Source organism: Micromonospora sp. DT63, from assembly GCF_049841615.1.
Lineage (GTDB): Bacteria > Actinomycetota > Actinomycetes > Mycobacteriales > Micromonosporaceae > Micromonospora.
The window spans coordinates 470,727-494,765 of the sequence record NZ_JBNCKQ010000002.1 but is presented as its reverse complement, the minus strand read 5'-3'; the positions used below and the strand labels follow the sequence as shown (position 1 = coordinate 494,765).

The following is a 24,039-nucleotide window of genomic DNA, read 5'->3' as shown; positions in this document are numbered from 1 at the left end:
ATGGCCGAGCAGCCGATGGAGCACCTCGACCCGGCGACCAGCCGCCCGGAACGCCTGCGGGTGTTCCTGGTGGACGACCACGCGATGTTCCGCGCCGGGGTGCGTGCCGAGCTGGGCGCCCATGTCGAGGTGGTGGGTGAGGCGAGCACGGTGGCCGAGGCGGTCACCCGGATCGCCGCCACCGGCCCGGACGTGGTGCTGCTCGACGTCCACATGCCCGACGGCGGTGGCCGTGCCGTGCTGGAGGCGATGCGGCGCAGCCATCCGCAGGTCAAGTTCCTGGCGCTGAGCGTCTCCGACGCGGCGGAGGACGTGATCGGGTTGATCCGGGCCGGCGCCCGGGGTTATGTCACCAAGACCATCTCCCCGGACGAGCTGGCCGCGGCGATCCGTCGGGTCGCCGACGGTGACGCGGTGTTCAGCCCCCGGCTCGCCGGGTTCGTGCTGGACGCCTTCGCGGCCCGGCCGGACGCCCCGGTGGCCGACCCGGAGCTGGACCAGCTCACCAACCGGGAGCGGGAGGTGCTGCGCCTGCTCGCCCGGGGGTACGCGTACAAGGAGATCGCCAAGGAGCTGTTCATCTCCATCAAGACGGTGGAGACGCACGTGTCGAACGTGCTGCGCAAGCTCCAGATGTCCAACCGGTACGAGCTTTCGCGCTGGGCGGCGGACCGCCGGCTCGTGTGATCTATTCCTCCGCCCCGGCATTTCGGGCAGATGCCACGGATGCCGCTGGGCGGGGCTGACAAACGATCAGCCGTCGTCCCATACTGCCCCGGTCCCGTTTCCGCGCGTGGGTGTCGCATCCCGCGGAAACGACGGCTCACGCGCGTGCCCGCGATGGCGGGTCACCCCTGGGGAAGAGGTACCACTTCGATGTTGGGACAACGAGGACGACACTGGGCGCGGGTCGCCCTGGCGGCTGTCGCCGGCGGCGCCCTGGCGCTCGGCGTGGCGGGCGCCGCCGCCGCGGCCCCGGCCACCGGTGTGGCCAAGGCGGTCGAGGGCAGCCAGGTCACCCTGAAGCTCGACGGCAAGACGCGCACCACGTCTGCGCTCGCTCTGAAGATCGACGGCAAGCTGGTGCCGGCGTTCTGCATCGACTACCACACCAGCGTGAAGCTCGACGGCAAGTACGAGGAGGGCACCTGGGACGAGTCCCAGGTGAAGAACCTCGCCAAGGTGCAGTGGGTGCTGACCCACGGTTACCCGAACGCCGACTCCACCAAGCTCCTCGCCGCCGCCGGCGTGGACACCAAGATCGGCAAGAAGCAGCTCGACAACCTGCTCTACTTCGGCACCCAGACCGCCGTCTGGCACTTCAGTGACGGCATCGAGCTGGGCGCCTGGGAGAAGGGCCTGCAGGCCCCCAACCAGTACGAGGTGATCACGAAGGTCCGTGACTACCTCATCAAGAACGCCACCGACCAGCCGGAGCCGCGTGCCGAGCTGTCGGTCAGCCCGGCCAGCGCCACCGCGACGGTCGGCGGCAAGGCCGGTCCGTTCACGGTCAGTGGTCCGGCGGGCGCCATCACCGTCGCGGCCACCGGCGGCACCGCCGTCGACGCCGAGGGCAAGCCGGTCACCACGACCACCAACGGCGGGCAGTTCTGGCTGGCCGCCGAGGCCGCCGGCACGGTCGACGTGACCCTGACCGCGCAGGACGCCGTCTCCTTCGGCCGGGTGTTCCTGTTCACCGGCCCGAAGAAGGCGCAGAAGCTGATCCTCGGCGGCAGCACCGGCGCCACCGTCACCACCCGGGTCTCGGCCACCTTCACCGCCGTTCCCACGACGCCGCCGGCCACCCCGTCGGCGACCCCGAGCGCGTCGGCCTCGCCGACCACCCCGTCGGCCACGCCGTCGGACTCGGCGCCGCCGGCCAGCCCGGCCCCGTCCACCTCGCCGGCGAGCAACGGTGGCGGCCTGCCGCTGACCGGTTCGCCGATCGCGGCGGCGGCGACCGCCGGTCTGCTGCTGCTCGCCGCGGGTGCGGTCGCCGTCCTTGTGGTGCGTCGTCGCAAGGTCCGCTTCACCGCCTGATCCATCCCCGCCACACCACCGGCCCCGGCCCCGCCTCCAGGCGGCGCCGGGGCCGGTGTCGTCGTAGCCGCCGTGGTCGCCACTTTGATGATCAGAAAAACGCCCGCGGCACCCTCGGCCACCCAGCCGACCATGGTGCCCGTGCAGCCGACGTCGACCTCGTCCGGACGGGCAAAGAAAGTCGAGCCCGCGACAGACGCCGGAACGCGTGGTCGTCAAGCGAAAAACCTCACAGAAGCCGAGCCTGAGCGGGGCGCGAGCGTCCGAGCAGGTCATGTACTTCCAGGTCGGAGACACCCACCCCGACCGTTTTATGATCATTTTTCAAGTATCGGCAACGTGGCGGGCAACTAACGGCTTGATAACGGCACCTTCACGGAAGAGGCCAGTGGGTGTCACAGTGGCAGCACCTCACCCTCGGTGTGTGGCACTCCGTACGGCCCACGACCACGACCTCCGCTGTTCCCGGCGGGTTCGTGGCTGTGTCGCCTGCGTAGGGTCGTGCCTCGTCGGGTGAGGGAGCCCGGCGGATCGGAACATCAGGGGTGTCCCCAAACTTCCCTGTGGTCCCGGCGACCCCCGCCCCGGGGTGGTCGGGCGGTGTCACCCCCAAAACGTGCGTGAAACCCACGACGGAACCAGGTTAGAAAGAGGAGGCCCCTCGGAATGAGAGTCTCGAAGCGGGCGACGAGCGCGATCGCGCTCAGCGCGGCTGCCGCGCTTGTCGCGAGCGGTTGCTCGAGCGGTGACGGCGACGGCGACGCCGCCGCCAGCAAGGATGGCGCGATCGTCATCCACGGCGTCCAGCCGGAGAACCCGCTGGTTCCGTCGAACACCACGGAGACCGGCGGTGGCAAGGTCATCGACTGGCTGTTCACCGGCCTGGTCGAGTACCCCAACGACGGTGGGGCCCCGCGCAACGCGCTGGCCGAGTCCATCGACACCAAGGACTCCAAGGTCTTCACGATCAAGATCAAGAAGGGTACCAAGTTCCACGACGGTACCGAGGTGAAGGCGAAGAACTTCGTCGACGCCTGGAACTGGGCCGCGTACTCGCCGAACGGCGCGCAGAACGGCTCCTTCTTCTCGGACATCGCGGGCTTCGACAAGACCTACACCGAGGACCCGGACGGCCCGGACGGCCCGCAGAAGGCCCCGGCCCCGTCGGCCAAGGAGCTCTCCGGCCTGAAGGTCATCGACGAGCAGACCTTCGAGGTCACCCTCGCCGCGCCGACCGCGGTCTTCCCGACCAAGCTCGGCTACAGCGCCTTCATGCCGCTGCCGGACGCGTTCTTCACCATGAAGCCCGAGGAGTTCGGCAAGAAGCCGATCGGCAACGGCCCGGTCAAGTTCGTGTCGTGGCAGGACAACGTCCTCATCAAGCTGACTCGTTTCGACGACTACAGCCTGCGCGACAAGATGAAGATCAAGGACGTCGACGTCAAGCTGTACCAGGACGAGACGGCGGCCTACGCCGACCTGCTCGCCAACAACCTTGACTTCATGGAGGTCGTCCCCACCTCGGCGCTCGCCGGCGACAAGTGGAAGACCGACCTCGGCGACCGTGGCCTGAACACCGTCACGCCGTCGACCGCGCTGATCGCGTTCCCGATCTACGACAAGCGCTTCCAGAACCCGAAGCTGCGTCGTGCGGTCTCGCTGTCGATCAACCGGCAGGAGATCTCGGACAAGATCTTCTTCGGCACCCGCAAGCCGGCCGACAGCTGGGCGAACCCGCTGACCCCGGGCGCCAAGCCGGGTAACTGCACCGCCTGCAAGTTCGACCCGACCACGGCCAAGCAGCTGCTGACCGAGGCCGGTGGCTTCACGGGCGAGATGGTCTTCTACTACAACTCGGACTCCAGCCACAAGGACTGGATGGACGCGGTTGCGCAGCAGGTCAAGACCAACCTCGGCATCGAGGCTCGCGCCGAGGGCATCCCGACCTTCGCGGTGTTCCGTCAGAACATCAACGCCCACAAGATGACCGGCCCGTACCGTGCCGCCTGGCAGCAGGACTACCCGGACGTGGAGAACTGGGTCAACCCGCTCTACGTCAAGGGTGGCTCGTCCAACGACGGCCTGTACAGCAACCCGGAGGTCGACACCCTGGCCAAGCAGGCCAGCGCTGCTCCGAGCCTGGAGGCTTCGCACGAGGCCTTCGCCAAGGTTCTCGAGAAGGTCGACCAGGACGTCCCGAGCATCCCGATCTACTTCTACGGCCAGCAGTCCGGCCACTCGGAGAAGATCAAGAAGCTCGAGCTGAACAACGTCGGCGAACTCGACATCACCTCGGTCGAGCTCTGATCCGAACGGTCTGACCCCGGGTCGGGCTCGCCACATCCGGTGAGCCCGACCCGGGGCCGTTCCGCGAGTGGATGCCACAGCACTCCACTCGCCACGTTGTCACCACCGTGTCGGCCGTCCGACGCGCCCCCTGTCTGGAGGACCACCCCATGGGCCGTTATCTGTTGAGACGGCTGCTCCAACTCGTGCCCGTCTTCATCGGCTCGACCTTCCTGATCTACTGGCTCGTCTGGTCCGTCCCGGGCGACCCGTTCGCCGGCAAGTGCGGCGAGCGCCGCTGCCCGGACCAGTACGTCGCGTACATGACCGAGAAGTACCACCTGGACCAGAACGTCTTCGTGCAGTACGGCAACTACATGAAGAACCTGCTCCAGGGCGACTTCGGCCAGACGTTCTCCCAGCGCGACATCGGCGACATCATCGCCACGGCGTACCCGAACACCCTGAAGCTGGCCCTGGTCGCGCTCGCCATCGAGGCTGTCATCGGCCTCGGCGCCGGCATCCTGACCGGTCTGCGCCGCAACGGCTTCCTGGACAACCTGGTCCTCGTTTCGACCCTCTTCCTGCTCGCGCTGCCGGTGTTCGTCGTCGGCTTCGTGCTGCAGTGGCTGCTGGGTGTGCAGTGGGGCATCGTCAAGCCGACCGTCTCGTCCGAGATGCGGTTCTCCGAGCTGATCGTGCCGGGCTTCGTGCTCGGTAGCGCATCGGTGGCGTACATCGCCCGGGTGGCCCGAACGAGCATCGCGGAGAACCGCCGTGCCGACTACGTGCGCACCGCCATCGCCAAGGGCCTGCCGATGCGCCGGGTCGTGGGTGTGCACCTGCTGCGCAACTCGCTCATTCCGGTCGTCACCCTGCTCGGCACCGACCTCGGCGCCCTGATGGGCGGCGCGATCGTCACCGAGGGCATCTTCGGCATCAACGGAATCGGGCGCGAGGTCTACCGCGCGATCGTCACCAAGGAAAGCGCTACCGTGGTTGGCATCGTGGTCGTACTGGTGGTCGTCTATCTGTTGATGAACCTGTTGGTCGACCTGCTCTACGCCGCCCTGGACCCGAGGATCCGTTATGAGTGACCCGAGTACCGCTTCGATTGTCAGCACCCCTGCTGCGCAGCCGACCGACACCCCCGCCGCCCCCGGGCCGCAGAGCAACGAGAAGCCCCGTGGTCTGCTCGGTGACGCCTGGCGGGACCTGCGCCGTAAGCCGCTGTTCTGGATCTCGGCGACGATCATCGTCATCTTCCTGTTGATGGCGGCCTTCCCGTCGCTGTTCGCCCCGGGCGACCCGGTCAACGGAGCGCTCTCGCGCAGCCTCAACAAGGCGTCCGGCGACGCGTGGTTCGGGTACGACCTGCAGGGCCGGGACGTCTACGCCCGGGTCATCTACGGCGCGCGTGCCTCCATCGTGGTCGCCGTGCTCTCCGTGGTCGGCACCCTGCTGGTCGGCGGCGCCATGGGCATCATCTCCGGATACCTCGGTGGCTGGGTCGACACGATTCTCAGCCGGGTCGCGGACGTGTTCTTCGGAGTGCCGTTCGTGCTCGGCGCGATCGTCATCCTGACCACGTTCAACGGTTCGGGCAGCAGCAACAGCAAGGCCGAGATCATGGGCCTGGTGATCATCTCGCTGATCGTGCTGAGCTGGCCGGTCGTCATGCGGTTGATGCGCTCCTCGGTGCTCGCCACCAAGGAGGCCGACTACATCGTGGCGGCGCGCGCGCTGGGTGCCGGCAGTGGCCGGATCATCCTCAAGCACCTCCTGCCGAACTGCCTGGCCCCGCTGCTGGTCTACGGCACGATCATGGTCGGCTCGTTCATCGGCGCCGAGGCCACCCTGTCCTTCCTGGGTGTCGGCCTGAAGTCGCCGGTGGTGTCCTGGGGCATCATGATCAGCGAGGGTAAGGATTTCATCCGGGTCGCGCCGGGGCTGGTGTTCTTCCCTGCCGCATTCCTCGTCGCCGCGGTGCTGAGCTTCGTGATGCTCGGTGAAGCGGTCCGCGAGGCCCTCGATCCGAAACTCCGCTAGGGGAGATCCAGTGTCCGACATTCTCGTGTCTGAGCAGTCCGCGCCGGGATCCGGCGGGTCCGGGCGCCCCTCCGGCCGGCTGCTCGAGGTCGACGACCTGCGGGTGGAGTTCCGTACCCGGGACGGCGTCGCAAAGGTCATCAACGGGGTCACGTACCACGTCGACGCGGGGGAGACCCTCGCCGTGCTCGGCGAGTCCGGCTCCGGTAAGAGCGTCACGGCGCAGACGATCATGGGCATCCTCGACACGCCCCCCGGCTTCGTCACCGGTGGGCACGTCCGCTTCCACGGCAAGGACATGCTCCGCATGTCCGCCGAGGAGCGCCGCCGCATCCGCGGTGAGGGCATCGCGATGATCTTCCAGGACGCGCTCTCCGCCCTGAACCCGGTCTTCACCGTCGGGTTCCAGATCGCCGAGCAGTTCCGCGTTCGGCGGGGTCTGGGTCGCGCGGAGGCCAAGAAGCGCGCGATCGAGATGCTCGACCAGGTCAAGATCCCGAACGCCAAGGGCCGGTTCAACAACTATCCGCACCAGTTCTCCGGCGGTATGCGGCAGCGCGCGATGATCGCGATGTCGCTGGCGCTCGACCCCGAGGTGCTGATCGCGGACGAGCCGACCACCGCGCTCGACGTGACGGTGCAGGCCCAGATCATGGACCTGCTCGCGGAGCTCCAGCGTGAGCGGCAGATGGGCATGATCCTGATCACCCACGACCTCGGTGTGGTCGCCGACGTCGCCGATCGGATCGCCGTCATGTACGCGGGCCGGATCGTCGAGGAAGCCGACGTGTACGACCTGTACGCCAAGCCGGCGCACCCGTACACGATGGGTCTGATCGACTCGATCCCGCGTCTGGACGAGAAGGGGCAGCAGCTCCGGACGATCAAGGGCCTCCCGCCGAACCTGATGAACATCCCGCCGGGCTGCCCGTTCAACCCGCGCTGCCCGATGGCGCAGCCGGTGTGCCGGGAGAAGGTCCCCCCGCTGCTCCAGGTGGGCCCCGCCCGGGCCAGCGCCTGCCACTTCGCCGAGGAGCTGGTGAACCGTGTCTGAGAACATCCTCGAGGTCCGTGACCTGGTCAAGCACTACCCCGTCACCCAGGGTGTGGTGTTCAAGAAGACCGTCGGTCAGGTCAAGGCCGTCGACGGGGTCTCGTTCGGTCTGCGGGCCGGCGAGACGCTCGGTGTCGTCGGCGAGTCCGGCTGCGGCAAGTCGACCCTCGCCCGGGTTCTGATGAACCTGGAGAAGCCGACCGCCGGCAGCGTGGTCTACAAGGGCCAGGACATCTCCAAGCTCTCCGGTGGGGCGCTGCGTCGGCTGCGTCGGCAGATCCAGCTGGTCATGCAGGACCCGTACACCTCGCTGAACCCGCGGATGACGGTCGGTGACCTGATCGGGGAGCCGTTCGAGATCCACCCGGAGGTGGCGCCCCGGGGTAGCCGTCGGGCCAAGGTCCGCGAGCTGCTCGACCTGGTCGGGCTCAACCCGGAGCACATCAACCGGTACCCGCACCAGTTCTCCGGCGGTCAGCGTCAGCGCATCGGCATCGCCCGCGCGCTGGCGCTGCGGCCCGAGGTGATCGTCTGCGACGAGCCGGTCTCGGCGCTGGACGTCTCCATCCAGGCCCAGGTGATGAACCTGCTGGAGAAGCTGCAGAGCGAGCTGGGGCTGTCTTACATCTTCATCGCCCACGACCTGTCGGTGGTTCGCCACCTGTCGGACCGGGTGGCGGTGATGTACCTCGGCAAGATCGTTGAAATCGGCACCGAGGACGAGATCTACGAGCGGCCGACCCACCCGTACACCCAGGCGCTGCTCTCGGCGGTGCCGGTGCCGGACCCGACCCAGCGGAACAACAAGACGATCATCCGGCTCACGGGTGACGTGCCGTCGCCGATCAGCCCGCCCTCGGGCTGCCGGTTCCGGACCCGCTGCTGGAAGGCGCAGGAGGTCTGCGCCGAGCAGGTCCCGCTGCTGGAGATCCGGCGCGACTCGGACCACCCGAGCGCCTGCCACTTCGCGGAGCGTCGCGAGATCGTCGCCACCCACGAGGTGTGAGTCACCGGAACCGCCTGCCGACGTCACCACGACGACGGCAGGCGGTTTCGTCTGTCCGGGGTCCGCTGAGCGGGCCGCCGGTGGGGTCACCGACCGGCGGCTCGCCGAGGCGCCTCAGAGCGGCCCGCGGCCCGCGCGCAGCAGCAGCAGCGCCAGTTGGGTGCCGTCGGCGCCGAGCGCGAGCCGGAAGCGCTCCAGGATGTCCCGTTCGCGCGAGAGCACCAGGCGGGTGCCTCCGGAGGCCATCCGGGTCGCCCCGACCTCCTGGGACAGCGCGGCCCGCTCCTGCCAGAGCGCGATCAACGCGTGGTCGATCTCGTCGATCCGTTCTCTGATCTGCACGATCCGCGCAGCGGCGGTCGGCTCCACGGTGCCGGTCCGTGCGTCGGACGGGTCGCCGCCGAGCACCGAAGGCACCACCTCCGGCACGCTCCCGCTCGCCGGGGGCTGTCCCGCCTCCGGCCCGGCCGGGCCACCGTTCTGCTCCACCACGTCTGTCATCATCGGGTACCTCTCGTGCTGTGGTGCCCGGTGCCCGGAACCCGGGACGGAAAAAGCCCCGGACTCCAGGAGCCCGGGGCTTTTCGCAGGTCTGTCGATCAGGCGCGACCTACGGCAGCCGGACTCCCGGTGCCGTAGTAAAAGTAGTAGCGCGCAGCGATCACGCCGTCGAGTATGCCCACGACGGTGGCCGGCGCGCAAGGATTCCGGCGCAAAAGGGCGGCCCCGCTCGGGTGCTTCCGGCGCCGGCACGGCGGCCCGGCCCGACGGACGGCGCGGTCGGGAAGTGTCCGGCTGGCGGCATAGACTTGGCGCGCGATGCATCCTCTCTTCGACATTCCCGCGTCCCCGCCCGCGCCGGAGTCCGCGCCGGCCCGTCCGCACCGGCCCGGGTCGGCCCCCGTCCGCCTCGATCCGCAGCAGCTCCTCGCCGGGCTGAACGGGCCGCAGCGCGACGCCGTCAGCCACGCCGGCTCCCCATTGCTGATCGTGGCCGGCGCCGGGTCCGGCAAGACCCGGGTGCTCACCCACCGGATCGCCCACCTGCTCGCCGCACGGGACGTGCATCCCGGTGAGATCATCGCCATCACCTTCACCAACAAGGCGGCCGGCGAGATGAAGGAGCGGGTCGCCGCGCTGGTCGGCCCGCGGGCCCGACTGATGTGGGTGTCGACGTTCCACTCGGCGTGCGTCCGCATCCTGCGCGCCGAACACGAGCACGCAGGCCTCAAATCGACGTTCTCGATCTACGACGCGGACGACTCCCGCCGCCTGATGCAGCTGGTCACCCGCGAACTGGATCTCGACCCGAAGCGCTACCCGGCGCGTGGTCTGGCCGCCCAGGTCTCCAACCTCAAGAACGAGCTGGTCGACCCGGAGCAGTTCGCCGCACGGGCCAGCGGGCCCAACGAGCGGGCGCTCGCCGAGGCGTACACGCTGTACCAGCGCCGGCTGCGCGAGGCGCACGCGCTGGACTTCGACGACCTGATCATGACGACGGTGCACCTGCTCCAGTCCCACCCGCACGTCGCGGAGAGCTACCGGCGGCGGTTCCGGCACGTCCTCGTCGACGAATACCAGGACACCAACCACGCCCAGTACGTCCTGATCAAGGAGCTGGTCTCCGGCACCGACGGGCTGGAGCCGGCCGAGCTGTGCGTGGTCGGTGACGCCGACCAGTCGATCTACGCCTTCCGGGGCGCGACGATCCGCAACATCCTGGAGTTCGAGCGGGACTTCACCGACGCGCGGACGATCCTGCTGGAGCAGAACTACCGCTCCACCCAGACCATCCTCAACGCGGCCAACGCGGTGATCGACCGGAACACCTCCCGCAAGCCGAAGCGGCTGTGGAGCGAGGCAGGTGACGGCGAGCGGATCGTCGGCTACGTGGCCGACACCGAGCACGCCGAGGCGGACTGGGTGGGCCGGGAGATCGACCGGCTGGTCGACGCCGACGAGACCCGCCCCGGTGACGTCGCGGTCTTCTACCGCACCAACGCGCAGTCCCGCGTCTTCGAGGAGGTGTTCATCCGCGCCGGCCTGCCGTACAAGGTGGTCGGCGGGGTGCGCTTCTACGAGCGCAAGGAGGTCCGCGACGCCCTCGCGTACCTGCGCTCGGTGGTCAACGACGACGACACGGTGAGTCTGCGGCGGGTGCTGAACACCCCCCGCCGGGGCATCGGCGACCGCGCGGAGGCGTGCGTCGAGGCGCTGTCCAGCCGTGATCGGATCTCCTTCGGCGCGGCGCTGCGCCGGGCCCGGGAGGCGCCCGGCATCTCCACCCGGGCGGCCAACGGCATCGCCGACTTCGTGGCGCTGCTCGACGGCGCTCGGGAGCTGGCCGAGACCGGCACCCCGGAGGAGGTGCTGGAGGCCCTGCTGACCCGCTCGGGCTACCTCACCGAGCTGGAGGAGAGCCTGGACCCGCAGGACGCGGGCCGGGTGGACAACCTCCAGGAACTGGTCAGCGTCGCCCGGGAGTACACCGAGCGGATCGAGGCGACCGGCGCCGACGGGGACCGGGCCACCCTGGCGGGCTTCCTGGAGCAGGTCGCGCTGGTGGCCGACGCCGACCAGATCCCCTCCGACGACCCCGACCACCAGGGCGTCGTCACCCTCATGACGCTGCACACCGCCAAGGGCCTGGAGTTCCCGGTGGTCTTTCTGACCGGGCTGGAGGACGGCGTGTTCCCGCACCTGCGCTCGCTGGGCGACACCCGCGAGCTGGAGGAGGAGCGCCGACTGGCGTACGTGGGCATCACCCGCGCTCGGCAGCGGCTCTACCTCTCCCGGGCGGTGACCCGTTCGGCCTGGGGGCAGCCGTCCTACAACCCGCCGTCGCGGTTCCTGGAGGAGCTGCCACCGGAGCTGGTGCGCTGGGAGCGCACCGAGGGGTCGTACACCTCGTGGGTCGGCGGGGGCGGCGGCGTCGGCGGTCGTGCCGATCGTGCGCCCGGCGGCCGCGGCACCTTCACCGGGGGTACGCCGAAGGCGGCGCAGCTGGCCCAGCGGCTCGGCGTGGACGCCAGTCGCCTCACCACGGCCAGCGAGCTGCCGCAGGGGCCGAAGGTGGCCGCCGGCGACCGGGTCAACCACCAGCGCTACGGGCTGGGGCGCGTGCTCGCCGTGGAGGGGCACGGCCCGGGCGCCCGCGCTCAGATCGACTTCGGCGACCAGACCATGTGGCTGGTCCTCCGCCATGCCCCGGTAGACAAGCTGTAACCCGCGCCGATCTTGCAGTTCCGGTCGTCGACATGGGCGGTTGTGCCCTTGATGTCGGGACAGAAAGTGCAAGATCGGCCCGGTGGGGGCGGGGACGGGGGAGCTAGCAGCCCAGGTTGACGCCGTGGGCGCGCATGTACGGCGCGGGGTCGATCTGGTTCCACATGCCCTGGTGCACCTCGAAGTGCAGGTGCGGGCCCGTGGCGTCGCCCGTGGCGCCCTCGTAGCCGATCACCTGACCGGCCTTGACCTTCTGCCCGACGGTGACCGCGATGCGGCTCTGGTGGGCGTAGTGGGTCAGGTAGCCGTTGCCGTGGTCGATGAAGACGGAGTTACCGTACCCGTCCGCGGCGTCGCCGGCCTGGGTGACCGTGCCGGCGGCCGCGGCGTGGATGGGGGTCCCCGAGGGCAGCGCCAGGTCGATCCCGGCGTGCAGGGTGCCCCAGCGCTGGCCGTAGCAGGAGGTGACCGAGGCGCCCGGCATCGGGTCGACCCAGGCGGCCGTCGGCCGGGTGGTCTTCTTCGGCTTCGGCTTGGCGGTGGCCGTCTTCGTCGGTGTCGGGCTGGCGCTTGCCGTCGACGGGCTCACGGTCGGGCTGGCCGACGGAGACGCCGGCGCGCTCGACTCACGGGCCGAGCGGTCGGCCCGGCTGGCGGCCTCGGCGCGGGACTGGGCGTCGAGCGAGACGGCGGTGGGTGCCGGGCGGTCGGGGCCGGAGGTGGCTACGGCGACCCCGCCCAGGCCGAGGGCGACCAGCGCGGCCGCGCCGACCACGATGAGGCGGTTCCGCCGGCGGGCACGTCCCGGCTGCTCGACGGTGGTGTCGGGGGTGTTCTCGTTCTGGACGGGGCTGTCTTCCTGCACGGCGGACCTTCACAGTCGAGGGGCACTTGACCTCGAAATACTGGTGTCGGGCCGAGCTGGACGACCGTCCGGGACCGCGCGTCCGAACCGGGGGCGGCAGGCCGACTGACCTGCTATGCACCGGTCTGACGCGGTCCGTCCGGAAAAGTGATCATGCCGTGCCGTGCTGTCGGTCACAGTCCGTCCTGTGATCCAGCAGACATCAGCCGTGGACCGAGCCGAAAAAACCGCCCGGATCAGCAGATCCGGGCGGTCAACGGGCGGTACGCAGCGTCAGGAACCCGCTACCTCGCTGTAGATTGCCTCGACTTGCAGCTTGATGTCCACTCCGCGCTCCTGCAGGTACGGAACGGGGTCGATCGGGGCGCCCTTGACATGAAGCTCAAGGTGCAGGTGCGTGCCGTAGGCGTGGCCGGTCTGGCCCACCAGGCCAAGCTGGTCGCCGGCCTTGACCTGCTGGCCCTCCTTGACGCTGAGCGCGGAGGAGTGACCGTAGATGGCCTCGCTGCCGTCGGCGTGCTGGACGATCACCGCGTAGCCGTAGCCGCCGAACCAGCCGGCCTTGGTGACCAGGCCATCGTGGACCGCCACGTACGGGGTGCCCTCGGGGACGACCAGGTCGACGCCGGTGTGCAGCTTGCCCCACCGCATGCCGTACGGGGAGTTGAAGTCGTAGCCCTGCAGCGGCAGCATCCAGACCTCGGGCTCGGCCGCTTCCTTCGTGCGGCTGTCCCGGGAGGCGCGCTCGGCGTTGTCCGCACGGGCCGCGACGTCCTGACTGGTGATCGACGCCTGCTTGAGCTCGTCGAGCACGGTCGGGCTGACGTCCTTGGCGTCGGGCAGCGCCGACGCGCCCAGCGCGACGATGCCCGCGCCGACGAAGGCGGTGGTGACGACTGCCGCGTAACGGCTACGCGGGGGGGTGGGTACGCGGCGGCGACCGCGATATCGATCGGGCTCAGACGACAGGCGCTGGCGCACGCACACCCTCCGTTGTCGGGGTTCCGAGGCGGCCGGTGGGACGTCCGTGAAGCTCAGATGAACGTCTGCCGACCGCGTCGTCACCCGTCCATGGACCTGATGACAACCGTGGACACGTTAGCCAACCACCAGGCGACCCACAAGCCGAAGCGCCGAATTGGCGTGTCGATCTGTCCGTTTGCGTCCAAGATTGTCACGCATCGTGCCGTCGAACGGTGCCCCCGTAACCACCCGTTCGTCGCCGAGCGTGACCGATCCGGCGGAGTCGTCCGGCTTGACGCCGGGGCCCGGGCGGGACGGCCTCGATCGACGGTGCCGACGGCGGTGTCCGGGCGCGGCAGAATGTCGGACGGGTTTCCAGCCCCGATTTCCCGGGCCCGGCCGGGCGGGTTACCGTTCGTTCAGGTGAAGGCCGTGGAGCCGGTGAAAGGTGTGCGCTGATGAGCTCTCGTATTCGGGTCGTCGTCGCGAAGCCAGGTCTGGACGGCCACGACCGCGGCGCGAAGGTCGTCGCCCGCGCCCTGCGCGACGCGGGGATGGAGGTCGTCTACACCGGCCTGCACCAGACGCCCGAGCAGATCGTGGAAACGGCCATCCAGGAGGACGCCGACGCGGTGGGTCTCTCCGTACTCTCCGGTGCGCACATGACGCTCTTCCGTCGGGTGCTGGAGCTGTTGACCGAGCGCGACGCCCGGGACATCGTCGTGTTCGGTGGCGGCATCATTCCCAACGGCGACCTCCCCGAGCTGGAGAAGCTGGGCGTCGCGAAGATCTTCACGCCGGGCGCCACCACGCAGGCGATCGTGGAGTGGGTCCGGGAGAACGTCGCGCAGCCGGTCGCCTGAGACAGCGGTCCGCTGCGCCGAGCCGACCACGTCGGTCCACCGCGTCGATTGCGTCGGTCTGCTGCGCCGACCGGATCTGGGCACGGGGGAGGGGCCGGACGCACCCCTCACACGTCCGGCCCCTCTATGCACGATGCCCCGCCGCCACCCCTCGACCGACAGGGCATCGGCCGTATCCCGTCTTTGCGCTGCTCAGCGCGCCGACACCTGACTCAACGACGCCCCGACGGGCGGGTTACGGACCCCCGGCAACATCGTCCGGACGATTGACGCCGCGCACGGCGCGGCCGGAATCCGCCCCACTCGACACGGAGTTGTGCATTACCGCACACCGTGCACCCGCTCGGTTGCCGGCCGTGCCCACCTCGCTAGGCTGCCGCCAATGGCCTGTTTCAACTGATGACAGGCGTCAAACTGTTTTCTGAACGCTGGTGGCGGCGCGACGGCGCGCCGCGGAGACGGGACGGGACGCGCAATCGTGGACCTGTACGAGTACCAGGGGCGGGACCTGTTCGAGCGGCACGGCTTGCCCGTGCTGGCCGGCGGCGTCGCCACTACCCCGGAAGAGGCCCGCGCGATCGCCGAACGTCTTGGCGGCCGTGTGGTCGTCAAGGCGCAGGTAAAGGTCGGCGGCCGAGGTAAGGCCGGCGGCGTCAAGCTGGCCGAGGGCCCGGATGAGGCGGTGGCTCGGGCCACCGACATCCTCGGCATGGACATCAAGGGTCACACCGTCCACAAGGTCATGATCACGGTGACCGCGGACGTGGCCGAGGAGTACTACTTCTCGTACCTGCTCGACCGGGCGAACCGCACCTTCCTCTGCATCGCCAGCGTCGCCGGCGGCATGGACATCGAGCAGGTCGCCGCCGAGACGCCCGACAAGGTCGTCAAGGCCCCGATCGACGCCGTGAAGGGCGTGGACGAGGCCAAGGCCCGCGAGATCGTGACCGCTGCCGGCTTCCCGGCCGAGGTCGCCGACCAGGTGGTCGAGATCGCCGTCGGCCTCTGGCAGGCGTTCGTCGCCGAGGACGCCACGCTGGTCGAGGTCAACCCGCTCGCCAAGAACGGCGACGGCCGGATGCTCCTGCTCGACGCCAAGATCAGCCTGGACGAGAACGCCGGGTTCCGGCACCCGGACCACGAGGCCCTGGTCGACCAGGCTGCCGTGGACCCGCTGGAGCAGGCCGCCAAGGCCAAGGACCTCAACTACGTCAAGCTCGACGGCGAGGTCGGCATCATCGGCAACGGCGCGGGTCTGGTCATGTCGACCCTCGACGTCGTCGCGTACGCCGGTGAGCGGCACGGCAACGTCAAGCCGGCCAACTTCCTCGACATCGGCGGCGGCGCGAGCGCCGCGGTGATGGCGAACGGGCTGGAGATCGTGCTCTCCGACCCGGCCGTGAAGAGCGTCTTCGTCAACGTCTTCGGCGGCATCACCGCCTGCGACGAGGTCGCCAACGGCATCATCCAGGCGCTCGCCCTGCTCGAGCAGCGCGGCGAGCAGGTCACCAAGCCGCTCGTCGTCCGCCTCGACGGCAACAACGCCGAGGCCGGCCGGGCGATCCTGGACGGCGCGAACAACCCGCTCGTGCAGCGGGTGGACACCATGGACGGCGCGGCCGAGCGGGCCGCCGAGCTGGCAGCTGCGGGGGTCTGATCATGGCTATCTGGCTGACCAAGGACTCGAAGGTCATCGTTCAGGGGATGACCGGCTCCGAGGGCTCCAAGCACACCCGGCGGATGCTCGCCGCCGGCACCAACGTGGTGGGCGGCGTCAACCCGCGCAAGGCGGGCCAGAAGGTCGACTTCGACGGCACCGAGCTGCCGGTCTTCGCGTCCGTGGCGGACGCCATGGCCGAGACCGGGGCCGACGTCACCGTCATCTTCGTGCCGCCGCAGTTCACCAAGGCCGCTGTGGTCGAGGCGATCGACGCCGCGATCGGCCTGGCCGTGGTGATCACCGAGGGCGTGCCGGTGCACGACACCGCCGCGTTCTGGGCGTACAACCTCGCGCAGGGCGAGCGGACCCGGATCATCGGGCCGAACTGCCCCGGCATCGCCTCGCCGGGCGCCTCCAACGCCGGCATCATCCCGGCCGACATCACCGGCTCCGGCCGCATCGGCCTGGTCAGCAAGAGCGGCACGCTGACCTACCAGATGATGTACGAGCTGCGCGACATCGGCTTCTCCACCTGCGTCGGCATCGGTGGTGACCCGATCATCGGCACCACGCACATCGACGCCCTCAAGGCGTTCGAGGCCGACCCGGAGACCGACGCCATCGTGATGATCGGTGAGATCGGTGGCGACGCCGAGGAGCGGGCCGCCGAGTTCATCAAGGACAACGTCACCAAGCCGGTGGTCGGTTACATCGCCGGCTTCACCGCGCCTCCCGGCAAGACCATGGGTCACGCCGGGGCGATCATCTCCGGCTCGGCCGGTACCGCCGAGGCGAAGCAGGCGGCGCTCGAAGCCGTCGGCGTCAAGGTCGGCAAGACGCCGACCGAGACCGCGAAGCTGATGCGGGAGATCATGTCCGGCAACTGAGCCGGGACGGCAACACCGAAGGGGTCGACCGGAACCGGTCGGCCCCTTCGTCGTACCGCCGGGTCAGTCGTTGTTCCAGAAAGGGTAGTTGCCGGTGAGACGCAGGATCGCGCCGCCGATGATGTTGATCACGCCGAACACGATGGCGAGGTAGCCGAGAACCGGCGACTGGCCGTTGCGCCGGGCGTCGCGCAGGGACAGGTAGCCGAAGATGATGCCGAGGATGCCGCAACAGATCAGGCCGAGGACGATGCCCAGCACGCCCCAGAGCGTGGTGCGGTCGCGTCCCCTGGCCGGCGGTGGTGGGGGCGGTGGGTATGCGGTCGTCACGGCTACCTCCGGGCGGTCGTGGGCGGCGGACCCCGGGCCGCGACCGGCGAGCGGGACCCGGTTGGCGGCGACGGCCACCCCTCTGGCCCGACGCTAGACCCGACCGGGCGGATCCGGCCCCGGTTCGCCCAACTCGCCGCCCTCCGGGGCGGGTTAACGGACTGCCACCGCCCGCGCGACGTGCCAGAGTAGAGCGGATGCCCCCCGTCACCCCTGACCCACCCAGCCGTGCCGGCGGTGTACGCGCCGACGACCGGCCGGTCGACCGCGCCGCGCCCCGTCGGCGGGTTCCCGCGCCGCGCGCCGGTGGGTCGCCGCGTGGGCGTGCGCCGCTGGCCGTCGCCGCACTGGTGGCCGCGGTCGGGGCGGCTCTCACCTCGTACCTGCCGGTCGCCATCGTGCTCGGCCTGGTCCAGCTCGGCGCCGACTCCACCACGCTGGGCGGCACCCTGCGTACCGCGCTGGCCGGTTGGCTGGTGGGGCACGGGGTGCCGCTGCACACCGAGGCGGGCCCGTTCGGGCTCGCCCCGCTGGCGCTCACCGTGCTCGCGCTCTGGCGACTGACCCGGGCCGGCGTGCACGTGAGCCGCGCGATCGGCGCCCGCGACACCCGCTCACCGCGCCGCGCGCTGATCGCCGCCGCAGCTGTCGGCGTGGCGTACGCGCTCCTCGGCGCGCTCGCCGCGGTGCTGATCGGCGCGGGCGGGCCGCAGGTCTCCCTGGTGCGGGCGGCGGCCACGTTCGCGGTGGTCGGCACGCTCGGCGCGCTGGTCGGCGCGATCCGGATCACCGCCGTGACCCGGCTGCTCGTTACGCGGATACCCGGCCCGCTGCGCGACGGCGTACGCGCCGGGCTGGTGGCCGCGCTCCTCCTGCTCGGGGCGGGCGCCGGCGCGGCCGGCCTGGCCGTGGCCATGGGCGGCGGTGACGCCGCGGACATGATCGGCGCGTACCGGACCGGGGTGGCCGGGCAGGCCGGGATCACCCTGGTCAGCATGGCGTACGCGCCGAACGCAGCGGTCTGGTCGACCAGCTATCTGCTCGGGCCGGGCTTCGCCGTCGGCGTCGACACGGCCGTACGCACCAGTGAGGTGTCGGTCGGCGCGCTGCCGGCCGTACCGTTGCTCGCTGGCCTGCCGCGCGGCCCGGTGGACGGCCTCGGCGCGCTGCTGCTCGCGGTGCCGGTGCTGGCCGGGATGGTCGCCGGCTGGTTGCTCGCCCGTCGGCTGGCCCGGTCAGCAGGGCCGGAGCGGCCGCCGCGGCGCTGGGCCGAACTGTTGGCGCCGGCGGCGCTGGCCGGGCCGGTGGCCGGCGTGCTGCTCGGCGTCGCCGCCGCGGCCTCCGGTGGGCCGCTCGGGGCGGGGCGCCTGGCGCAGCTCGGGCCGGTGGCCTGGCAGGTGGGCGCGGTGGCGGCAGGTGTCGTCGCGGTCGGGGCGCTGCTCGGCGCGGCTGCCACCCGGGTGCTCGCCCGGAGCCCGCGCGCCGCTCAGACCCCGCCGGTGCGCCCCGGAGCCTGATTGGCCGCTGCCGCTGCCGCTGCCGCTGCCGACGCTCGGCACGGCCGATGCGGGGCACGGCCGACGGTGGGGACTACCCACGGGGTGCGGAGACGGCGCGGGGCGCCCCGGACGGATCCGGAGCGCCCCGTCGGGAGCAGGGGGCTGCTCAGGGCTCGGTCGGCAGGTTGACGTTCGCCACGATGCTGATGATGAGCACCAGGATGCCGAGGCCGACGCCGACCGCGCCGCAGATCAGGCCGGTCTTGGCCTGGCCGGCGTTGTTGGCCTGGCCCTGGGCGACCTTCTGCTTCGCGAGGTAACCGGTCACCACGCCCGCGATACCCACCGGGATGCCCAGGTAGAGGCAGCAGATCAGCGGGATCGACGCGATGCCGAGGATCATCGACACCAGGCCGAGGGTGTTGTTCTGGCCCTGCTGCTGGGGGTAACCGGCGTTCGGGTACGTCGGGGCGCCACCGTAGGGCTGCTGCTGGCCGTACGGGGCCTGCGGTGCGCCGTACGGGTCCTGCGGCTGCTGGCCGTACGGGGCGCCGGGCTGCTGACCGTACGGAGCCGCCGGCGGCTGGCCGTACGGCTGGCCCGAGGTGGGCTGACCGTAGGGCTGACCCGAGGTGGGCTGCTGGCCGTACGGGGCGGCCGGCGGCGGGGCGTACGGGTCGTGCGGCGGCTGGGGCGCGGTCGGATCCTGGTTGGGCTGCTGGCCGTACGGGTCCTGACCGGGGTTGCCGGGCTGCATTCGAGAAGCTCCTTGGACTGGTTCCGTCAGTTGCTGCTGTTGTTCCCATCCATGATCGCGGTCAGACCACCTAAGGCACAGCACAGCAGCGTGACGACATACCGCGCATCACCCCCGATACTGGTTTATTTTGCTCGGCGCGCACTGTCACAGATCGGCGAACCGCCCAACCGAGGGGCATCCTGACCTGCCCGATAGGGTGGCCCGGTGACCGAGCCCGCGTCCGCCGCCCGCATCGTCGTCCTCATCTCCGGCTCCGGGAGCAACCTTCAGGCCCTGCTGGACGCCGCCGCCGATCCCGCGTACGGCGCAGAGGTCGTCGCCGTCGGCGCGGACCGCGACGGCATCGCGGGCCTGGAGCGCGCCGAGGCCGCGGGGGTGCCGACCTTCGTCGAGCGGGTCCGCGACCACGACAGCCGCCAGGACTGGGACCGCGCGCTCACCGCGCACGTCGCCAAGCACGAGCCCGACCTGGTCATCTCCGCCGGCTTCCTCAAGTTGGTCGGCCCGCACTTCCTCGCCGCCTTCGGCGACCGCTACCTGAACACCCACAACACCCTGCTGCCGGCGTTCCCCGGCATCCACGGCCCGCGCGACGCCCTCGCCTACGGCGTGAAGCTCACCGGGGCCACGCTCTTCTTCGTCGACGCCGGCATGGACACCGGGCCGATCGTGGCGCAGGTCGCGGTGCCGGTGCTCGACGACGACGACGTGGACGCGCTCACCGAGCGCATCAAGGAAGCCGAGCGGCGTCAGCTCGTCGAGCAGGTCGGCCGTCTGGTCCGCGAAGGCTGGACCATCACCGGAAGGAAGGTCACGGTTCCGTGAGTCCCACTCAGGACGGGCGTCGCCCGATTCGGCGGGCGCTGGTCAGCGTCTACGACAAGACCGGGTTGGTCGAGCTGGCCCAGGCCCTGCACGCGGCCGGTGTGGAGATCGTGTCCACCGGCAGCACGGCGGGCACCATCGCCGCCGCCGGGGTGCCGGTGACGCCGGTGGAGACGGTGACCGGGTTCCCCGAGGTGCTCGACGGCCGGGTGAAGACCCTGCACCCGAAGGTGCACGCCGGTCTCCTCGCCGACCTGCGCAAGGACACGCACGTCGCACAGCTCGACGAGCTGGGAGTGGCCGCGTTCGACCTGCTGGTCTCCAACCTCTACCCGTTCCAGGCGACAGTCGCCTCCGGAGCCGGTGTCGAGGAGTGCGTGGAGCAGATCGACATCGGTGGCCCGGCCATGGTGCGGGCCGCCGCCAAGAACCACGCCTCGGTGGCGGTGCTCACCGATCCGGCCGGCTATCCGGCGCTGCTCGGCGCGCTCGACGAGGGCGGCTTCACGCTGGCCCAGCGTCGCGCGCTCGCCGCCCGCGCGTACGCCGACATCGCCGAGTACGACGTGGCAGTGGCCCAGTGGTGTGCCCGCGAGCTGGCCCCGGCCGACGACTCCTGGCCGGCGTTCGCCGGGTCGGCGCTGCGCAAGTCGACGGTGCTGCGCTACGGGGAGAACCCGCACCAGCCCGCCGCGCTCTACACCGACCCGGACGCCCCGGCGGGGCTGGCCCAGGCCGAGCAGTTGCACGGCAAGGAGATGTCGTACAACAACTACGTCGACGCGGACGCCGCCTGGCGGGCCGCCAACGACTTCGCCGACCAGCCGGCCGTGGCGATCATCAAGCACGCCAACCCGTGCGGTATCGCGGTGGGCGTGGACGTGGCCGAGGCGCACCGCCTGGCGCACGCCTGTGACCCGGTGTCGGCGTTCGGCGGCGTGATCGCTGTCAACCGGCCGGTCTCGGTCGAGTTGGCCCGGCAGGTCGCCGACATCTTCACCGAGGTGGTGGTCGCCCCCGGCTTCGACGAGGGCGCGGTCGAGGTGTTGCAGGGCAAGAAGAACATCCGGCTGCTTCGCGCGCCGGCCTGGAGCCCGGCGAAGCTCGAGTGGCGGCCGGTGACCGGTGGCGTGCTGTCCCAGGTCGCCGACCGGGTGGACGCTCCCGGCGACGACCCGGTCAACTGGCAGTTGGCGACCGGCGAGGCCGCCGACGAGGAGCTGCTGCGCGATCTCGCGTTCGCCTGGCGGGCGGTCCGCGCGGTGAAGAGCAACGCGATCCTGCTCGCCAAGGACGGCGCCACCGTCGGTGTCGGCATGGGTCAGGTCAACCGGGTCGACTCGGCGCAGCTGGCGGTCCAGCGCGCCGGCGCTGACCGGGCGCGGGGCTCGGTGGCCGCCTCGGACGCGTTCTTCCCGTTCGCCGACGGCCCGCAGATCCTCATCGACGCAGGCGTCCGTGCCATCGTCCAGCCCGGTGGCTCGATCCGCGACGAAGAAGTCATCGAAGCGGCCAAAAAAGCCAACGTGACGATGTACCTAACGGGAACCCGCCACTTCTTCCACTGACCGCAAGACCCCATCGATCATGAAGTTATTGCCCTGACACGCCGATGTGCAGGGCAATAACTTCATGATCAACCACCCCGGGCCGGGTGGGGGATCAGGCCGCCGGGGTTGCCGGGCGGAGTTCGGCGAAGTGGCAGGCGGACGGGTGGGGGTCGGCCGCCCTGGGCACGGTCGCCGGGTCCTCTACCGCGCAGATGTCCTGGGCCTTCCAGCAGCGGGTGCGGAAGTGGCAGCCGCTCGGCGGGTCGGCCGGGCTGGGCACGTCGCCGACCAGCCGGATCATGTTGCGCTGGTCGCGTACCTCCGGGTCCGGCACCGGCACGGCCGAGAGCAACGCCTGGGTGTACGGGTGGGTGGCGCGCTCGTAGATCTCGTCCTCGGTGCCGATCTCGACGATCCGACCGAGGTACATGACCGCCACCCGGTCGGCGATGTGCCGCACCACGGACAGGTCGTGCGCGATGAAGATGTACGACAGCCCGAACTCGTCCTGGAGCTGCTCCAGCAGGTTGATCACCTGGGCCTGGATGGAGACGTCCAGCGCGGAGACCGGTTCGTCGCAGACGATCACCTCGGGGCGCAGGGCGAGCGCGCGGGCGATGCCGATGCGCTGACGTTGGCCGCCGGAGAACTGGTGCGGGTACCGGTTGATGTGCTCCGGATTGAGCCCGACGACGTCCAGCAGCTCCTGGACCCGCTTCTGCTTGCTGCCCTTCGGCGCCGCGTCCCGGTGGATCTCGAACGGCTCACCGATGATGTCGCCGACAGTCATCCGCGGGTTCAGCGAGGTGTACGGGTCCTGCATGACCATCTGCATGTTGCGGCGCAGCCGGCGCAGCTCGCCACCGGAGGCCTTGAACAGGTCCCTGCCCTCCAGGGTGGCCCGCCCGGACGTGGGTGTCTCCAGCCGCATGAGCAGCCGGGCGAGGGTGGACTTGCCGCAGCCGGATTCGCCGACCACGCCCAGCGTCTCGCCCCGGCGCAGCTCGAAGCTCACGCCGTCGACGGCCTTGACCGCGCCGATCTGCCGCTGGAACAGCACACCCTGACTGATCGGGAAGTGCTTCACCAGGTTGTCGACGGAGAGGATGGTCTCGCCCCGGACCTTGGTGGAGCTAGCGGGCGCTGTCATCACGAACCTCCTGCGCGAAGTGGCAAGCGCTGGTCCGGCCGTCGCCGAGGACCAGGTCGTGCGGCACCACGTCCACGCAGACCTGCTGGACGTACGGGCACCGGGGGTGGAACGGGCAGCCGGAGGGGATGCGCATCAGGTTCGGTGGCAACCCCTTGATCGTCGACAGTTCCTGGCCGCGGACGTCCATCCGCGGAATCGACTCCAACAAACCCTTGGTGTACGGGTGTGCCGGCGCCTTGTAGAGGGCGCGGACGTCGGCGTGTTCGACGATCCGACCCGCGTACATGACCGCGATCCGGTCCGCGACGCCGGCGACCACACCCAGGTCGTGGGTGATCAGGATCATCGCCATGTTGAGGTCGCGGCGCAGGTCGGCCAGCAGGTCCATGATCTGGGCCTGCACGGTGACGTCGAGCGCGGTGGTGGGCTCGTCGGCGATCAGCACCTTCGGGTCCAGCGCCAGCGCCATCGCGATCATGACGCGTTGCCGCATGCCGCCGGAGAACTGGTGCGGGTAGTCGCCGATCCGCTTGGCGGCACCCGGGATCTTGACCAGGTCCATCAGCTCGACGGCCCGGCGGCGGGCGTCGCCCCGGGACATGCCGGAGCGCTGGCGCAGCGTCTCGCCGATCTGCCAGCCGACCGGGAAGACCGGGTTCAGCGCGGAGAGCGCGTCCTGGAAGATCATCGCGATCTCCTTGCCGCGGACCTGCCGGCGCTGCTCCTCGGATGCCGTGAGCAGGTCCTGACCCCGGTAGAGGATCTGGCCGGAGCGGACGAACGCGGGCGGGGTGTCCAGGATGCCCATGATCGCCTGCGCGGTGACCGACTTGCCCGAGCCGGATTCGCCGAGCACCGCGAGGGTCTCCCCGGCGTCCAGGTGGTACGACACGCCGTTGATGACCTGGGCCACGCCCTCGTTGGTCCGGAACTCGACGTGCAGGTCCTTCAGTTCCAGCAGGTGGCCGCCGTCAGGGGTGGCGGAGGCGGGCGTGGGTTCGACTGTTGCGTGGGTCATGAGGGT

General features: G+C 70.3%; 21 protein-coding genes. 14 read left to right on the top strand and 7 right to left on the bottom strand.

Features of this window, described 5'->3' with window-relative positions; all coding sequences use genetic code 11:
• The 7 genes from ACLQ27_RS09060 to ACLQ27_RS09030 all read left to right on the top strand — a co-directional run bounded on the left by ACLQ27_RS09060 (nucleotide 1) and on the right by ACLQ27_RS09030 (nucleotide 8,435).
• Nucleotides 1-687: a response regulator gene (locus tag ACLQ27_RS09060; RefSeq protein WP_039906898.1), complete on the top strand. Its 687-nt coding sequence runs from the start codon at nucleotides 1-3 to the stop codon at nucleotides 685-687.
• 189 nt (nucleotides 688-876) lie between these two features.
• Entirely contained in the window at nucleotides 877-2,040 is a 1,164-nt protein-coding gene (locus ACLQ27_RS09055; protein WP_357494384.1) for a thioester domain-containing protein, read from the top strand.
• 666 nt (nucleotides 2,041-2,706) lie between these two features.
• A complete protein-coding gene (locus ACLQ27_RS09050; protein ID WP_357494382.1) occupies nucleotides 2,707-4,347 on the top strand; it encodes a peptide ABC transporter substrate-binding protein in 1,641 nt (546 codons plus the stop codon).
• Between the two features lie 149 nt (nucleotides 4,348-4,496).
• On the top strand, nucleotides 4,497-5,423 hold the full coding sequence (locus tag ACLQ27_RS09045; protein WP_007465043.1) for an ABC transporter permease: 927 nt from the start codon (nucleotides 4,497-4,499) through the stop codon (nucleotides 5,421-5,423).
• The gene (locus ACLQ27_RS09040) at nucleotides 5,416-6,375 is read left to right on the top strand and encodes an ABC transporter permease (RefSeq protein ID WP_234590197.1); all 960 of its coding nucleotides are present in this window, start codon (nucleotides 5,416-5,418) and stop codon (nucleotides 6,373-6,375) included. The genes ACLQ27_RS09045 and ACLQ27_RS09040 overlap by 8 nt, the downstream gene beginning before the upstream one ends.
• Nucleotides 6,376-6,400: 25 nt before the next feature.
• Nucleotides 6,401-7,429, top strand: a complete 1,029-nt coding sequence (locus ACLQ27_RS09035; RefSeq protein ID WP_234590213.1) for an ABC transporter ATP-binding protein — start codon at nucleotides 6,401-6,403, stop codon at nucleotides 7,427-7,429.
• Nucleotides 7,422-8,435 (top strand): ABC transporter ATP-binding protein, encoded by a 1,014-nt coding sequence (locus ACLQ27_RS09030; RefSeq protein WP_308195420.1) that lies wholly within the window; start codon nucleotides 7,422-7,424, stop codon nucleotides 8,433-8,435. Before ACLQ27_RS09035 ends, ACLQ27_RS09030 begins: the two co-directional genes overlap by 8 nt.
• 114 nt (nucleotides 8,436-8,549) lie before the next feature.
• On the opposite strand, the gene ACLQ27_RS09025 is transcribed toward ACLQ27_RS09030, so the two are convergent.
• Entirely contained in the window at nucleotides 8,550-8,939 is a 390-nt protein-coding gene (locus tag ACLQ27_RS09025) for a chorismate mutase (RefSeq protein WP_425866320.1), read from the bottom strand.
• Nucleotides 8,940-9,254: 315 nt separating this feature from the next.
• Between ACLQ27_RS09025 and pcrA the strand changes: the two genes are divergently transcribed.
• The gene (pcrA, locus tag ACLQ27_RS09020; protein ID WP_425866318.1) at nucleotides 9,255-11,660 is read left to right on the top strand and encodes a DNA helicase PcrA; all 2,406 of its coding nucleotides are present in this window, start codon (nucleotides 9,255-9,257) and stop codon (nucleotides 11,658-11,660) included.
• Nucleotides 11,661-11,763: 103 nt separating this feature from the next.
• On the opposite strand, the gene ACLQ27_RS09015 is transcribed toward pcrA, so the two are convergent.
• Together ACLQ27_RS09015 and ACLQ27_RS09010 are read right to left on the bottom strand one after the other, a co-directional pair.
• Nucleotides 11,764-12,525 carry a M23 family metallopeptidase gene (locus ACLQ27_RS09015; RefSeq protein WP_425866316.1) on the bottom strand — a complete coding sequence of 254 codons (762 nt, stop codon included), beginning with the start codon at nucleotides 12,523-12,525 and terminating at the stop codon, nucleotides 11,764-11,766.
• A 273-nt stretch (nucleotides 12,526-12,798) separates the two neighbouring features.
• Complete coding sequence (locus ACLQ27_RS09010) at nucleotides 12,799-13,506, bottom strand: M23 family metallopeptidase (RefSeq protein ID WP_234590189.1); 708 nt, start codon at nucleotides 13,504-13,506, stop codon at nucleotides 12,799-12,801.
• A 440-nt stretch (nucleotides 13,507-13,946) separates the two neighbouring features.
• Between ACLQ27_RS09010 and ACLQ27_RS09005 the strand changes: the two genes are divergently transcribed.
• From ACLQ27_RS09005 to sucD, 3 genes are all read left to right on the top strand, one after another.
• Nucleotides 13,947-14,351, top strand: a complete 405-nt coding sequence (locus ACLQ27_RS09005; protein WP_234590185.1) for a cobalamin B12-binding domain-containing protein — start codon at nucleotides 13,947-13,949, stop codon at nucleotides 14,349-14,351.
• Between the two features lie 478 nt (nucleotides 14,352-14,829).
• Nucleotides 14,830-16,008, top strand: coding sequence for an ADP-forming succinate--CoA ligase subunit beta (gene sucC / locus ACLQ27_RS09000; RefSeq protein WP_425866313.1), 1,179 nt, complete (start codon nucleotides 14,830-14,832; stop codon nucleotides 16,006-16,008).
• A 2-nt stretch (nucleotides 16,009-16,010) separates the two neighbouring features.
• The gene (gene sucD, locus ACLQ27_RS08995; protein WP_357494372.1) at nucleotides 16,011-16,898 is read left to right on the top strand and encodes a succinate--CoA ligase subunit alpha; all 888 of its coding nucleotides are present in this window, start codon (nucleotides 16,011-16,013) and stop codon (nucleotides 16,896-16,898) included.
• Nucleotides 16,899-16,961: 63 nt separating this feature from the next.
• On the opposite strand, the gene ACLQ27_RS08990 is transcribed toward sucD, so the two are convergent.
• Nucleotides 16,962-17,228, bottom strand: coding sequence for a DUF4190 domain-containing protein (locus ACLQ27_RS08990; RefSeq protein WP_234590178.1), 267 nt, complete (start codon nucleotides 17,226-17,228; stop codon nucleotides 16,962-16,964).
• Nucleotides 17,229-17,425: 197 nt separating this feature from the next.
• On the opposite strand from ACLQ27_RS08990, the gene ACLQ27_RS08985 reads away from it, so the two are divergent.
• Nucleotides 17,426-18,745 (top strand): DUF6350 family protein, encoded by a 1,320-nt coding sequence (locus ACLQ27_RS08985; RefSeq protein ID WP_425866310.1) that lies wholly within the window; start codon nucleotides 17,426-17,428, stop codon nucleotides 18,743-18,745.
• A 148-nt stretch (nucleotides 18,746-18,893) separates the two neighbouring features.
• Here ACLQ27_RS08985 and ACLQ27_RS08980 read toward each other — a convergent pair whose 3' ends face one another.
• A complete protein-coding gene (locus ACLQ27_RS08980; protein WP_425866308.1) occupies nucleotides 18,894-19,484 on the bottom strand; it encodes a DUF4190 domain-containing protein in 591 nt (196 codons plus the stop codon).
• A gap of 207 nt (nucleotides 19,485-19,691) precedes the next feature.
• Between ACLQ27_RS08980 and purN the strand changes: the two genes are divergently transcribed.
• Both purN and purH read left to right on the top strand, forming a co-directional pair.
• A complete protein-coding gene (purN, locus tag ACLQ27_RS08975) occupies nucleotides 19,692-20,312 on the top strand; it encodes a phosphoribosylglycinamide formyltransferase (protein ID WP_357494366.1) in 621 nt (206 codons plus the stop codon).
• Nucleotides 20,309-21,880: a bifunctional phosphoribosylaminoimidazolecarboxamide formyltransferase/IMP cyclohydrolase gene (gene purH / locus ACLQ27_RS08970; RefSeq protein WP_425866306.1), complete on the top strand. Its 1,572-nt coding sequence runs from the start codon at nucleotides 20,309-20,311 to the stop codon at nucleotides 21,878-21,880. Before purN ends, purH begins: the two co-directional genes overlap by 4 nt.
• A gap of 94 nt (nucleotides 21,881-21,974) precedes the next feature.
• On the opposite strand, the gene ACLQ27_RS08965 is transcribed toward purH, so the two are convergent.
• On the bottom strand, nucleotides 21,975-23,012 hold the full coding sequence (locus ACLQ27_RS08965; RefSeq protein ID WP_357574611.1) for an ABC transporter ATP-binding protein: 1,038 nt from the start codon (nucleotides 23,010-23,012) through the stop codon (nucleotides 21,975-21,977).
• On the bottom strand, nucleotides 22,996-24,033 hold the full coding sequence (locus ACLQ27_RS08960) for an ABC transporter ATP-binding protein (RefSeq protein WP_234583899.1): 1,038 nt from the start codon (nucleotides 24,031-24,033) through the stop codon (nucleotides 22,996-22,998). The genes ACLQ27_RS08965 and ACLQ27_RS08960 overlap by 17 nt, the downstream gene beginning before the upstream one ends.
• Nucleotides 24,034-24,039: the final 6 nt, after the last annotated feature.

Excerpts from the sequence above, each read along its gene's own strand:
- ACLQ27_RS09050 (WP_357494382.1), top strand. The coding sequence starts at position 2,707 with ATGAGAGTCTCGAAGCGGGCGACGAGCGCGATCGCGCTCAGCGCGGCT.
- ACLQ27_RS09025 (WP_425866320.1), bottom strand. The coding sequence starts at position 8,939 with ATGATGACAGACGTGGTGGAGCAGAACGGTGGCCCGGCCGGGCCGGAG.
- ACLQ27_RS09045 (WP_007465043.1), top strand. The coding sequence starts at position 4,497 with ATGGGCCGTTATCTGTTGAGACGGCTGCTCCAACTCGTGCCCGTCTTC.
- ACLQ27_RS09060 (WP_039906898.1), top strand. The coding sequence starts at position 1 with ATGGCCGAGCAGCCGATGGAGCACCTCGACCCGGCGACCAGCCGCCCG.
- ACLQ27_RS08985 (WP_425866310.1), top strand. The coding sequence starts at position 17,426 with ATGCCCCCCGTCACCCCTGACCCACCCAGCCGTGCCGGCGGTGTACGC.
- pcrA (WP_425866318.1), top strand. The coding sequence starts at position 9,255 with ATGCATCCTCTCTTCGACATTCCCGCGTCCCCGCCCGCGCCGGAGTCC.
- ACLQ27_RS08980 (WP_425866308.1), bottom strand. The coding sequence starts at position 19,484 with ATGCAGCCCGGCAACCCCGGTCAGGACCCGTACGGCCAGCAGCCCAAC.
- ACLQ27_RS08965 (WP_357574611.1), bottom strand. The coding sequence starts at position 23,012 with ATGACAGCGCCCGCTAGCTCCACCAAGGTCCGGGGCGAGACCATCCTC.
- ACLQ27_RS09055 (WP_357494384.1), top strand. The coding sequence starts at position 877 with ATGTTGGGACAACGAGGACGACACTGGGCGCGGGTCGCCCTGGCGGCT.
- sucD (WP_357494372.1), top strand. The coding sequence starts at position 16,011 with ATGGCTATCTGGCTGACCAAGGACTCGAAGGTCATCGTTCAGGGGATG.
- ACLQ27_RS08960 (WP_234583899.1), bottom strand. The coding sequence starts at position 24,033 with ATGACCCACGCAACAGTCGAACCCACGCCCGCCTCCGCCACCCCTGAC.
- ACLQ27_RS09005 (WP_234590185.1), top strand. The coding sequence starts at position 13,947 with ATGAGCTCTCGTATTCGGGTCGTCGTCGCGAAGCCAGGTCTGGACGGC.
- ACLQ27_RS09040 (WP_234590197.1), top strand. The coding sequence starts at position 5,416 with ATGAGTGACCCGAGTACCGCTTCGATTGTCAGCACCCCTGCTGCGCAG.